The following is a 12,646-nucleotide window of genomic DNA, read 5'->3' on the forward strand; positions in this document are numbered from 1 at the left end:
GGAATCGGGCGCCAAACGGGCAAATTCTCTCGCGGATTTCTGCCCCATACACCGCCGAACGGCCGGAATCCCCGCTTCAAGGTTACTTTCGGCGCGCTTTTACTGCCCGCGCAGCCGGTCCAGCACGTCGGAGGAGGCAAATCCGTCCGCGGGGACCCCGATCGAGGCCTGGAAATTGCGCAGGGCCTCCCGGGTCTGGCCGCCGAACTGGCCGTCCGGGGTGCCCTTGTAGAAGCCGCGCTGAGCCAGAAGCTGCTGGAGTTCCAGCCGCTCGGTGCGGGACAATTCGCGCTCCTGCCGCGGCCAGGGCTGCACGAAGGGCTGCCCGCCGCGCAGGCGGTCGGCGAAGTGGCCGATCGCCAGCGCATAGGCCTCGGCCGGGTTGTACTTCATGATCACCCGGAAGTTCTGCAGCATCAGGAAGCCGGGGCCCTGCGCGCCGGCGGGCGCCAGCAGGTAGGCTTTCTCCGCCGGATGCGGGAACGGCTGGCCCGTCGCCCGCTTGAGCCCGAGCTTCTCCCACTGCGCGATCGTCATCATCTTGGCGCGATCGGCCAGCATGTAATTGAACCCTTGGGGCACCACCACCTCAAAGCCCCAGGTCTGGCCGCTCTGCCAGCCGTCCTTCTTCAAATTGTTGGCAGTTGAGGCGATCAGGTCGGTCGGATTGTCGACGACGTCGCGCCGTCCGTCGCCATCGCCGTCCACGGCAAAGCGCTTGAACGCGGTCGGCATGAACTGGGTCGGGCCGAACGCGCCGGCCCAGGAGCCGCGCATCTGCTCGGGGCGCAGATCGCCCCGGTTGAGGATCTCCAACGCGGAGAGGAATTCATCCTTGAAGTAGGCCTGGCGGCGGCCGATGCAGGCGAGCGTCGCGGTCGATTGCAGCACGCTGCGGTCGCCCATCTGCGTCGAATAATTGGACTCGATGCCCCAGATCGCGGCGATGATGTAACGGTCGACGCCATAGGCCCTCTCGGTCGCGTCGAACTGCGCCTTGTACTTGGCGAGGATCTCCTTGCCCTTGGCGAGGCGGTTATCGTTCACCAGGATGTCGAGATAGTCCCAGATCGACCTGGAGAACTCGGGCTGCGAATCCATCAGGTCCATGATGCGCAGATCGGGGGCAAGGCCTTCGGTGAAGCGCTGGAAATTCTCCTGCGTGATGCCGCGACGTGCGGCATCGGGCCACATGCCGGCGACGCAATTGCTGAAATTGCCGGCAGCCTCGCGGATCGCGGCCGCCGTCATCAGCGGATGACCGGACGCGCCGTCTTCGCCGCTCCAGGGCTGGGCACCGCCTGGCGCTGCGGCCTGGGGCGCCGAGCTTGGTCCGGAAAAGATGCCGCCGAACAGGTTCGACAAGCCGTTCTGGGCCTGCGCCTGCGCCGGAAGCGGGAACAGCGAGGCGACCGCAAGCATTGTTGCGCCGGTCAAGGATCCCGCTACGCCTGTCACCAATTGCCTCATGCCCCACCTGTCCGGCCAAAAATCCGCCTTCAGGAGGCCCCGTTACGGTTGCCAATATCTTAACAAAGGTGAAATTTTGTAGGCGGCCTTGTCATCAAGTCCCTAAGCAAGGGCCCTACATCCGCCTTTGTTACCGGCTGCAAACCGGCTAGCAAGCTCGCATTGCTTCGTTCACGCATCTCTCAAGGTATTCGATCACCACATGAAGATCCGCAAAGCCGTATTCCCCGTCGCCGGCCTCGGCACCCGCGTCTTGCCTGCCACCAAGGCAATGCCGAAGGAAATGCTCACCATCGTCGACAAGCCGCTGATCCAGTACGTCTATGACGAGGCACAGGAAGCCGGCATCGAGCACTTCATCTTCGTGACCGGCCGCAACAAGAACGTGATCGAAGATCATTTCGACAGGATGTTCGAGCTCGATGCGACCCTGGCTGCGCGCGGCAAGAAGGCCGAGCAGGAAATCCTGGCACAGAACCAGCCGGACGCCGGCGCCGTCAGCTTCACCCGCCAGCAGGCGCCGCTCGGTCTCGGCCATGCGGTCTGGTGCGCGCGCGACATCGTCGGCAACGAGCCGTTCGCGGTGGTGCTGCCGGACGAACTCGTGCTCAACACGCCGGGCTGCCTCAAGCAGATGATCGAGATGGCTGCAACGCTCGGGGAGAAATCCAATTTGATCGCGGTCGAGGCCGTGCCCGATCATCTCACCCATCAATACGGCATCTGCGGCGTCGGCAAGCGCACCGGCAAGATGTTCGAGGTCGACGGCATGGTCGAGAAGCCGGCCAAGGGCACCGCTCCCTCCAACCTCTCGATCACCGGCCGCTACATCCTCCAGCCCGAGATTTTCAAGATCCTGGAGACCCAGGAGCGCGGCGCCGGCGGCGAGATCCAGCTCACCGATGCCATGATCGGTCTCGCCAAATCGCAAAACTTCTACGGCGTCGAGTTCGAGGGCGAGCGCCATGATTGCGGCTCCAAGCCCGGCTTCCTTCGCGCCAACATCGCCTACGCGCTGAAGCGGCCGGAGCTGCGCGAAGGATTGATCGCGGAGATGAAGAAGTATCTGGGGCAGTAGCTGCTCGTCATTGCGAGCGAAGCGAAGCAATCCAGAGATGTTTCCGCGCAGGAAGTCCGGATTGCTTCGTCGCGCCAGCGCAAAATTGCTACGCAATTTTGTCGCGGGCTCCTCGCAATGACGGCGAGAGAGTAGGCCTCACGCCACCAGCGATAGCTGCGGCAGGCTCGCCACCACCGATTGGTTGCGGCCGCCGGCTTTCGCGGCATAGAGCGCCTTGTCGGCGGCCGCGACCAGGATCGGCCAGTCCATGCCGGCGCTGGGCACGAGGCTGGCGATGCCGCAGGAGACGGTCGATCCCGTCCCGCCGTCGGACCAGCCCTGCACTTTGGCGCGAATCGTCTCTGCGATCCTGAAGGCGTCTGCGGCCGAGGTGTTCGGCAACAGCACGGCGAATTCCTCTCCGCCATAACGTGCGGCGCAGTCGCCGGCGCGACGAACCGAATCGGAGATGCAGATGGCAATGCCGACCAGCACCTGGTCGCCGGCCTGGTGGCCGAACGTGTCATTATAGGCCTTGAAGTGATCGGTATCGATCATCAGGAGCGCGAGCGGCGTCTTCTCGCGCATGGCGCGCCGCCATTCGATGTCGATGACGGCATCGAACTTGCGGCGGTTGCGCAAGCCGGTGAGCGCGTCCGTCGTCGCCATCTCCTCGAGCTTGCTTTCGGCTTCGGCGCGGCGGCCGATCTCGCGGGCGAGCACCAGCGTCGAGCCCAGCATGAACAGGATCAGCGCGACCACCACCGCGCCGATGCGATAAGCTTCCTTCTGCCAGAGCTGGAATACGGCGCCCAAGGGTTTGCCTGCGACGACAAACAGCGGACCGGAGCCGCTGCTGCGCACATAGAGACGCGGCGTCACGTCGACAGGTCCCTTGCCGGCATAGGATCCGCCCGCCCTGAGGTTATCGGGCTTCCAGTCCTGCCGCGTTCCCAGGTTCTTGCCGATGACGTCGAGATCGAACGGCCGCCGCATCATAATGGTGCGGTCGCGCTTGAGCACGGTGATGGTGTCGTCGGGATCGAGGCTGAGCCGCTCGAACAGCTCGTGGAAATAGCTGAAGCGGATCGACCCGGCCACCACGCCCATGAAGCCGCCGTCGCTGTCGCTGATGCGCCGGCTCAGCACGATCGAATAGGCGCCGCGGAACAGCATCGGCCGGCTGATGAACAGCCCGGCTCCGGGATTGTCGCGGTGAACCGTGAAATAGTCCTCGTCGGCGCGGTTCTCGGCTTGCGGGTCGAGCGTGGACGCGTCGATGGTCAGCTTGCCGTCGGCATCGAACACCTGGATGGCGCCGAAATGCCGCGCCGTCGTGGCATGGTCGAACAGGATGAGCTGGCGGATCGGCTTTGCAACGGTGGCGATCTCGGGCAGCAGCATGTTGCTGGCGACCGCCTTCAGTGACAGATCGTAGACCTCGATGTTGCGGCTGATGTCGGCGTCGATCGTCGTCGCCAGGTTCTCCAGCGTCTGGCGGGCGAGCGCCTCCTCGCCGCGGCGCATGTCGAGCATGACGTTGACGCAAATGGCGGAAAAGCCGATCACCGTCACGACGGACGAGATGATCAGCAGCTTCGCCGAAATGCGCCACGGCCGCCGGGCCGTGACGTCGCGCCATCCAGACAGCATCGATTGCTCCTGCCGTTACTGGATGCACCTGAAATGTTGCACAGTGTTTAAGCCGCGACTTGGCTGCTGCAATGAGTTAAGAATTGGTTTCCGCGGATCACGCTTTTGCGCAGATCAGGCCGTGGATAAAGGATGAGGACGGCGGTGAACGATTACGACGCGCTCCGCGATTACCTACTGCGGCAGAAGCAGACGGAATTCGTGCTGAGCTTCGAGCAGATCGAGGAGATCATCGGCGCGGCCCTGCCGCGCGCGGCCAACCGTGCCTCATGGTGGGATAGCCTGCGCAGCCCCGACATCCAGATGCCCCAGCGTGAAGCCTGCCTGGCTGCCGGCTTCGTTGCGACCAGGATGCCTGACGGCCAGAGCGTGCGGTTCACGAAGCGGAAGAAGGACGGGCGAAGGTGAAGGGCTAAAATCTCTCGCCGTCATCCTGAGGTGCTCGTTCTGCAACGCAGGACGAGCCTCGAAGGGCGACGGCCCGGCTGCATCTCGGCCGCTCATCCTTCGAGGCTGGCCAAGCGCCGCTTCGCGTCGCATGGCTCACGCCCCAGGATGACGGTTTGATATTGCGCGCGAGTCGAGAGATCAGATCAGCTCGCCGCTTCCAGCCGCACTTCCGTGAGCAGCCGCATCGCCGCATCCGCATCCATCGGCTCGCCGAAGGCGAAGCCTTGCGCGTATTCGCAGCCCAATTGATAGAGCTCGACCGCGTCGGAATCCGTCTCGGCGCCTTCCGCCACCACGTCCATGCCGAGATCATGCGCGAGCGCGATGATCGACTTCAGGATCACCGGCCGCGTGCCGCGATTGGTGGTGCGGACGAAGGACTGGTCGATCTTGATGGTGTCGAACGGGAAGCGCTGGAGATAGGCGAGCGAGGAATGGCCGGTGCCGAAATCATCGAGCGACAGCCCGGTGCCGAGCTCTCGGATCCGCGTCAGCATTTGCGCGGCGTGCTCCGGATTCTCCATCACCAGCGATTCCGTCAATTCCAGCTTCAGCGTGCCGCGCGCCACCGAGGAGCGCGACAGCACGGTGCGGATGTCGTGGATGAGGTCGTGGCGCAGGAGCTGCCGGGAGGAGACGTTGACACTTGCGAAGATCGGCTCGCGCGAGCGCATCGCGCGCTGCCAGACCGAGAGCTGCTTTGCGGTCTGGTCGAGCACGAACATGCCGAGGTCGACGATCAGGCCGGTCTCTTCCGCGACGGTGATGAATTCCGACGGCGCCATGCGCCCGAGCTTGGGATGGTCCCAGCGCACCAGCGCCTCGAAGCCCGCGACCGAACGATCCTCCAGCCGCACGATCGGCTGGTACAGGATCGTCAATTCCTGCCGCTCGATGGCGCGGCGCAGCTCGCTCTCCAGCGTCAGTCGGTCGGTCTTTCGCGCGCGCATCGCGGGCTTGTAGACGTCGATGCGGTCGCCGCCGATGCGCTTGGAATGATACATCGCAAGCTCGGCGTCCTTGATGATCTCGTCCGTCAGTTGCGTCTGAGGGTCGGACAAAGCGAGCCCGATCGACGCCGTCAGGAAGATCTCGCGGTCGTTGAAGGCGATCGGCGCGCGGATCGTCTTGCGGATGGTCTCGGCGAAGGCGGTGATGCGGGCCGGGTCCTGCTCGGACAAGAGGATCAGGCCGAACTGGTCGCCGGCAAGCCGCGCCAGCGTGTCCTGGGGTTTGAGGATGCGGGTGAGACGGCGGGCCAATGTCAGCAGGATGGAATCGCCGACCGCGATGCCGACGGAATCGTTGACCTGCTTGAAGCGGTCGAGGTCGATCACCATCAGCGTCGGCCGCAGCGTCGGCATGGTCTTGGCGAAATTCGCCACCGCGCCCAGCCGGTCCATGAACAGCTTCCGGTTCGGCAGGCCGGTGAGGTTGTCATGCACGGAATCGTGCAGCAGGCGCTCCTCGGCGTTGCGCAGCTCCGTGACGTCGGTGAGCGTGCCGACCACGCGCGAGACCTCGCCGTCGGAGCCGACCACCGGGCGCGCCTTCAGCGCGAACCACATGAAATGGCCATCGGGGGTGCGCAGGCGGAAATCCTGCACCAGGCGGCCGCGGCGCTGGTCGAGCACGCTGTCCAGCGCGGCGCGGAACCGGTCCTGGTCGAGCGGGTGCAGCACCTCGAGCCAGGAGGCCGCCGGTCCCTCCAGCGTGCCGCGCTTGAGGCCGAGCAGGGCTTCGGTCTCGGGGCTGGTGAAGACCTTGTCGGCGGAGACGTCCCAGTCCCAGATCAGATCGCCGGAGCCGGCCAGCGCGAGCGCGCGGCGTTCGATGTCGGATACCACGCCGGTCGTGGCACCGCCGCCGGCAAAGGCGTGCTGCATCACCGTGAAGCCGATCAGCATCACGATCAGCACGAGGCCGCCGAGCAGGGCAGGGCCGACGATATCGTTGGTGACGGAGCCTGCCACCGTCATGCCGGCCGCGACCACCCAGACCACCAGGAGGAACCAGGTCGGGATCAGCAGCACCGCACGGTCGAAACCGTGGGTCGAGAGATAGACGATCAGCGCGAAGCCGGCGAAGGCGATCAGCACCAGCGAGATGCGGGCGATGCCGGACGCCACGGCGGGGTCGAACAGCGCGAGCGCGACCAGCGAGCCAAGGAAGGCGAGCCAGCCGACCGTGATGTGCGAATAGCGCACATGCCATCGACTGAGGTTGAGATAGGCGAACAGGAACACCAGGAGCGTCGCTGCCAGGATCGCTTCACCCGCCGCCCGCCAGATGCGCTCGGCGTTGTTCGACATATCGAGCACCTTGCCCCAGAAGCCGAAATCGACCCCGATATAGACCAGCACCGCCCAGGCCAGCGCCGCGGCCGCCGGGAACATGATGCTGCCCTTCACTACGAACAAGATGGTGAGAACGAGAGCCAGAAGTCCGGAGATTCCGATCACGATGCCCTGGTAGAGCGTGAAGGAGTTGACCTTGTCCTTGTAGGCTTCGGGCTCCCACAGATAGAGCTGCGGCAGCTTGTCGGTGCGCAGTTCCGCGACGAAGGTGACGACGGCGCCGGGGTCGAGCGTGACGCGGAACACGTCGGCGGTCGCGCTCTCCTGGCGGTCCGGCCGGTCGCCAATGGACGGCGTGATGGTCGCGATGCGTGACAGGCCGAGGTCGGGCCATAGCAGGCCCGAGGACACGATGCGATAATGCGGGGCGACGATCAGACGGTCGAGCTGGTCGTCGGTATTGTTGGCAAGCGCAAACACCACCCAGTTCTGGCCGCCCTCGCGGGCGCGCACCTCGATGCGACGGACGATGCCGTCGGTGCCGGGGGCGGTGGAGACCTGGATGCGGTCCGTGTCGCTGCGCTGATGCTCGAGCACACCGGTGAGGTCGATCGCCGGCGCGTCGCCGCGGACGCTGACGGCGTCAAGCGCGCGTGCAGGCGACGCGGCGACAAGAATCATGAGGCCCAGCGCAATGGGCGCGAGGCACCTGATCAGACGCAAGGTCAGTTCTCCGCGTTCGACGCAAACTCAGTCTGCAAGACGATTTCACGCCGAACGGAATTGGTTCGGCGGTTCGCGATAGATGCCACGAAAGCGAGGAAAATCAAAGGGTTTCCGCCTCGCTTGGTGGGTCAGCGGCCTAGACCTCCAACACAATTTTGCCAATATGTGCCGAGGTCTCCATGCGCCGGTGTGCGTCGGCGGCCTTTTCCAGCGGGAAAGCGCTGTCCATCAGCGGTTTGACACGGCCCTCGCGCAACAGCGGCATCACTTTCGCTTCAATCGCAGCCACCATCGCCGCCTTGTCCGCATTACTACGGGGCCGCAAGGTCGAGCCGGTATGGGTCAACCGCTTCACCATCACCTTGGCGATGTTCGCGGTGATCTTGGGACCGTTGAGGGTTGCGATCTGTACGATACGGCCGTCGACGGCGGCGGCGTCATAATTGCGGTCGACATAGTCGCCGGCGACCATGTCGAGGATCAGGTTGACGCCGACCTTGTCCGTCTCTTCCTTGACGACAGCGACGAAGTCTTCGGTCTTGTAATTGATCGCGCGGTCGGCCCCGAGCTTGAGGCAGGCATCGACCTTGTCCTGCGAGCCCACGGTCACGAACACCTTGGCGCCGAACGCCTTGGCGAGCTGGATCGCCATGGTGCCGATGCCCGAGGAGCCGCCATGGATCAGCAGCGTCTCGCCGGCCTTCAGGCCGCCGCGTTCGAACACGTTGTGCCAGACCGTCATCAGGGTTTCCGGCAGCGCACCGGCTTCCTTGATCGACAGTGCCGAGGGCACGCTCATCGCCTGGGCGTCCTGCGCGATGCAGTACTGCGCGTAGCCGCCGCCGGCGACCAGCGACATCACGATGTCGCCGACCTTGTGCCGCTTGGCGTTGCTGCCGACCGCGACCACCTCACCGGCGATTTCCAGACCGGGCAGGTCGCTGGCGCCGGGCGGCGGCGGATAGGCCCCGGAGCGCTGCGCGACGTCGGGCCGGTTGACGCCGGCAGCCATCACCTTGACCAGGATCTCATCGGGACCCGGCTGCGGAAGGGGGCGTTGTTCCGGCACCAGCACCTCGGGTCCACCGGGCTTGGAGATGGCGACCACGGTCATTTGCGCGGGCAGCTTGTCCATGATGTGTCCTTGAGCAAAGGTGCGAGGGGAACGAGGCCTTTGATTAGCCAGCGCAGTCCGGGCTGGCAACCGCCCAAGCCGTATATCAAGCGTGTGGTCCGGTCCGCGGACGAGAGGAGGAAGGACGATGGCGATGGAAGACGACGACCGTCCGCGCAAGAAGGTCACCCACGAGATCGGACAGGATCTCTCACTGTTGTCGGTCGAGGAACTGACCGAGCGCGTCGCCTTGCTGAAGACCGAAATCGGCCGACTGGAAGAAGCCGCCACCAAGAAGCGCGCCTCGCGCGATGCGGCGAACAGTTTCTTCAAGACGTAGGCGTCGCGCCGAACTCTTTCCGCCGTCATTCCGGGGCGCGACGAAGCCACAAGCCCGGAATCCATCAGGCAGCACAGGCGGCCGCGCAATGGATTTCCGGGCTCGGCGCTACGCGCCGCCCCAGAATGACGGTGGAAAGAGCACGCTGTTACACTCGTCCAATGACCGACATGACTAACGAACTCTCAAAAATTTGGCTCGTTTACGCGCCATTAAGCTTTCGAGTTTATGACTGGAGCTGTCCTCGTTTGGACACCGAGTGGCTCCTGTCCACTCTGTTTGACGCCTCCCTGTTATCAACTTTCAAAGCCGCCGGTTTCCGGCGGCTCTTTTTTTGTCCATTTCCGGTTGAATTCCGGGGGGATGACCCGCGGAAACCATATCCGCGCTTGTCGCTGGACTCCGCCCTTCCCGCGCGCAATGATTTGTTCATCATAAGCCGGCGCCAAAGCCGGACAGGTAAACAGTTGCGTAAGGGGCGTTAACCATGGAACGTTTGCAAGCCGACGGTGCTCTCGTTCAACTCAGCGAGCGGTTCACCAATTCTGCGGCCTTTGGCGCTCTGTTCCGCGAAGGCATGGATCTGGTCGAAGAAACCGCGGCCTACCTCGACGGCGCCGGCCGTACCGAGGCCAAGGCGCTCGACCGTGCCGTCAGCCTCACTTACGCGACCGAGAGCATGCGCCTGACCACGCGCCTGATGCAGCTCGCCTCGTGGCTGTTGCTGCACCGCGCCGTGAAGGAAGGCGAGATGACGCTGGTCCAGGCCAACCGCGAGAAGACGAAGGTCAAGCTCAGCGCCGCCGATCCCGGCCCCGCCGACACCATCGAGAAACTGCCGGCGCAGCTGCAGGACCTGATCCATCGCTCGATGAGCCTGCAGACCCGCGTGCGCCGCCTCGACAGCTCGATCCACAACCCGCCGGCCGAGCCCATGTCGATCGGCAATCCGCTCGTGCCGCACCTCAACGCCCTGAAGGCCGCGTTCGAGCGGTAAGGTCGATCAACAATCTCTTTCGTCATTCCGGGCTCGCCCTTCGGGCGCCCCGGAATGACGGACAAAAATAAAAACGCCCTCGGTCTCCCGGGGGCGTTTTTCGTCTCCAGCCTTGCGGCGGGATCAATCCTTCTTGAGGAAGCCCGAGAACTTCTTCTGGAAGCGCGAGACGCGGCCGCCGCGATCCATGATCTGGGCGTTGCCGCCGGTCCAGGCCGGGTGCGATTTCGGGTCGATGTCGAGGTTCAGCGTGTCGCCTTCCTTGCCCCAGGTGGAGCGGGTCAGGTACTCGGTTCCGTCGGTCATCACGACCTTAATCGTATGATAATCCGGATGAATTTCGGCTTTCATGGCAATTCCTAGGGCGACCGGCGCCTTGCTTGAGTGACTATCGAATGACGGATTTGGCCGGTCTATACCTCACGGGCCCCCTTAAAACAAGCCATTGTGGGGACAGGAGAACCGGGCGGTCCCCTAAGGGACTTACCGGATTTGCCACTACCCTTGCACCGGCCTATGTGGGGTTATCTCCTCTTCCTTAGGTCCGATCTCATGAGCGCAGTGGAACGGCTTGACGACCAGTACCGCGACGCGCGCGACAGCGCGCCGGCGGAGGCTCCCTCGGTCGAGGCCGAGCTGATCGAGCAGCCCGCCAAGAGTCGCGCCAAGCTGCGCCCGCTGATGGCCCTTGCGCCCTATGTCAGCCGCTATCGCGGCCGGGCGGCGCTGGCCTTTGTCGCTCTCACGGTCGCTGCGCTGACCACGCTACTGGTGCCGGTCGCGGTGCGGCGGATGATCGACTTCGGCCTGACGCCCGAGGGGATCGAGCTGATCAACAGCTATTTCTCAGTAATGATCGCGGTGGTGGCCGTGCTCGCGCTCGCGAGCGCTTCGCGTTACTATCTGGTGATGACGATCGGCGAGCGCATCGTCGCCGATCTCAGGCGCGACGTGTTCGGCCATCTGCTCTCGCTGTCGCCGTCCTTCTTCGATTCCGCGCGCAGCGGCGAACTGGTGTCGCGGCTCACCGCCGATACCACGCAGATCAAATCGGCCGTCGGCGCCTCCGTGTCGATCGCGCTGCGCAACCTCATGATGTTCTTCGGCGCTGCGGCGATGATGGTGATTACCAGCCCGCGGCTGTCAGGCTTCGTGCTGCTGGCGATCCCGCTGATCGTGCTGCCGCTGGTCGCCTTTGGCCGCTGGGTGCGGCGGCTGTCGCGCAACGCGCAGGACACGCTGGCCGATGCGTCCGCCTATGCCGGCGAGCTGGTCGGCGCGATCCGCACCGTGCAGGCCTATACCAGCGAAGGGCTGGCCGCGAAGCGCTTTGGCGGCGAGGTCGAGCAGGCCTACGAGGCCGCGCGCACGTCCACGCAGGCTCGCGCCGTTCTCACCGCCATCGTCATCTTCATCGTGTTCGCAAGCGTAGTCGGCATCCTCTGGATCGGCTCGCATGACGTCCTCACGGGTACGATCACGCCAGGCCGGCTCGGCCAGTTCGTGCTCTATGCGGCCTTCGCGGCCGCCGGTCTCGGCCAGCTCAGCGAGGTCTGGGGCGAGGTGTCGGCTGCATCAGGGGCCGCCGAACGGCTGTTCGAGATCTTGCACGTGAAGCCTGAGATCGCAGCGCCCGCATCGCCGCGCGCGCTGCCGGTGCCGGCCCGCGGCGAGGTCGGCTTCGATCGCGTCAGCTTCGCCTATCCCGCGCGTCCCGACGTCAATGTGCTCGATGCGGTGTCGTTTGCCGTGCGGCCCGGCGAGAAGGTCGCGATCGTCGGCCCGTCCGGCGCCGGCAAGAGCACGATCTTCCATCTCCTGCTGCGCTTCTACGATCCGCGCAATGGCGCGATCTCGCTCGACGGCGTGCCGGTGAAATCAGCCGACCCGCGCGATTTCCGCGCCCGCATTGCGCTGGTGCCGCAGGAATCCAACGTGTTCGCGGCGAGCGCGCGCGAGAACATCCGCTTCGGCCGGCCCGACGCTGATGATGCCGAGGTCGAGCGCGCCGCCGAGCTCGCGCATGCCGCCGAGTTCATCCGCCGCCTGCCGGAAGGTTTCGACACCCCGCTCGGCGAACGCGGCGTGACGCTGTCGGGCGGCCAGCGCCAGCGCATCGCCATCGCCCGCGCGATCCTGCGCGATGCACCGCTATTATTGCTCGATGAAGCCACCTCGGCGCTCGATGCCGAAAGCGAGACCTTGGTGCAGACCGCGCTCGAGGAGCTGATGCGCCACCGCACCACGCTGGTGATCGCGCATCGCCTCGCAACCGTGTTGTCCTGCGACCGCATCCTGGTGATGGACCAGGGCAGGATCGTCGAGCAGGGCACGCATGCCGAGCTCGTCGCCGCGAACGGGCTCTATGCGCGGCTGGCGAGGTTGCAGTTCGAGGGGGCTTAGGAGCTCTCTCCACCGTCATTGCGAGCGCAGCGAAGCAATCCAGACTGCATCTGCGGGACGACTCTGGATTGCTTCGCTGCGCTCGCAATGACGCGTAGAAGGAGTCGCGCACCCCCACTGTAACTGCGCTCGCGGA

At 64.8% G+C, this 12,646-nt stretch carries 10 protein-coding genes; 5 read left to right on the plus strand and 5 right to left on the minus strand.

The features are described from left to right. Positions 1-99: 99 nt before the first annotated feature. Positions 100-1,470, minus strand: coding sequence for a lytic murein transglycosylase (locus X265_RS06850; protein WP_188637355.1), 1,371 nt, complete (start codon positions 1,468-1,470; stop codon positions 100-102). Between the two features lie 202 nt (positions 1,471-1,672). On the opposite strand from X265_RS06850, the gene X265_RS06855 reads away from it, so the two are divergent. Further along, complete coding sequence (locus X265_RS06855; RefSeq protein ID WP_128964121.1) at positions 1,673-2,548, plus strand: UTP--glucose-1-phosphate uridylyltransferase; 876 nt, start codon at positions 1,673-1,675, stop codon at positions 2,546-2,548. A 138-nt stretch (positions 2,549-2,686) separates the two neighbouring features. On the opposite strand, the gene X265_RS06860 is transcribed toward X265_RS06855, so the two are convergent. Then, a complete protein-coding gene (locus X265_RS06860) occupies positions 2,687-4,183 on the minus strand; it encodes a sensor domain-containing diguanylate cyclase (protein WP_128964122.1) in 1,497 nt (498 codons plus the stop codon). Between the two features lie 144 nt (positions 4,184-4,327). Here X265_RS06860 and X265_RS06865 point away from each other — a divergent pair, with 144 nt between their 5' ends. Next, positions 4,328-4,591: a DUF7662 domain-containing protein gene (locus X265_RS06865; RefSeq protein ID WP_164938977.1), complete on the plus strand. Its 264-nt coding sequence runs from the start codon at positions 4,328-4,330 to the stop codon at positions 4,589-4,591. Positions 4,592-4,776: 185 nt separating this feature from the next. Here the strand turns inward: X265_RS06865 and X265_RS06870 are convergent, their stop codons facing one another. Then, a complete protein-coding gene (locus X265_RS06870; RefSeq protein ID WP_164938452.1) occupies positions 4,777-7,653 on the minus strand; it encodes an EAL domain-containing protein in 2,877 nt (958 codons plus the stop codon). A gap of 139 nt (positions 7,654-7,792) precedes the next feature. Then, positions 7,793-8,791 (minus strand): NAD(P)H-quinone oxidoreductase, encoded by a 999-nt coding sequence (locus X265_RS06875; RefSeq protein ID WP_128964123.1) that lies wholly within the window; start codon positions 8,789-8,791, stop codon positions 7,793-7,795. A gap of 127 nt (positions 8,792-8,918) precedes the next feature. Between X265_RS06875 and X265_RS06880 the strand changes: the two genes are divergently transcribed. Together X265_RS06880 and rcdA are read left to right on the plus strand one after the other, a co-directional pair. Continuing rightward, on the plus strand, positions 8,919-9,110 hold the full coding sequence (locus X265_RS06880) for a DUF1192 domain-containing protein (protein ID WP_128964124.1): 192 nt from the start codon (positions 8,919-8,921) through the stop codon (positions 9,108-9,110). A gap of 487 nt (positions 9,111-9,597) precedes the next feature. Beyond that, positions 9,598-10,107, plus strand: a complete 510-nt coding sequence (gene rcdA, locus X265_RS06890) for a protease adaptor protein RcdA (RefSeq protein ID WP_128964125.1) — start codon at positions 9,598-9,600, stop codon at positions 10,105-10,107. 123 nt (positions 10,108-10,230) lie between these two features. Here the strand turns inward: rcdA and rpmE are convergent, their stop codons facing one another. Next, a complete protein-coding gene (gene rpmE, locus X265_RS06895; protein ID WP_011084323.1) occupies positions 10,231-10,458 on the minus strand; it encodes a 50S ribosomal protein L31 in 228 nt (75 codons plus the stop codon). A 201-nt stretch (positions 10,459-10,659) separates the two neighbouring features. Here rpmE and X265_RS06900 point away from each other — a divergent pair, with 201 nt between their 5' ends. Then, entirely contained in the window at positions 10,660-12,510 is a 1,851-nt protein-coding gene (locus X265_RS06900; protein WP_128964126.1) for an ABC transporter ATP-binding protein/permease, read from the plus strand. Positions 12,511-12,646 lie beyond the last annotated feature (136 nt).

It is taken from the genome of Bradyrhizobium guangdongense (assembly GCF_004114975.1).
Taxonomy (GTDB): domain Bacteria; phylum Pseudomonadota; class Alphaproteobacteria; order Rhizobiales; family Xanthobacteraceae; genus Bradyrhizobium; species Bradyrhizobium guangdongense.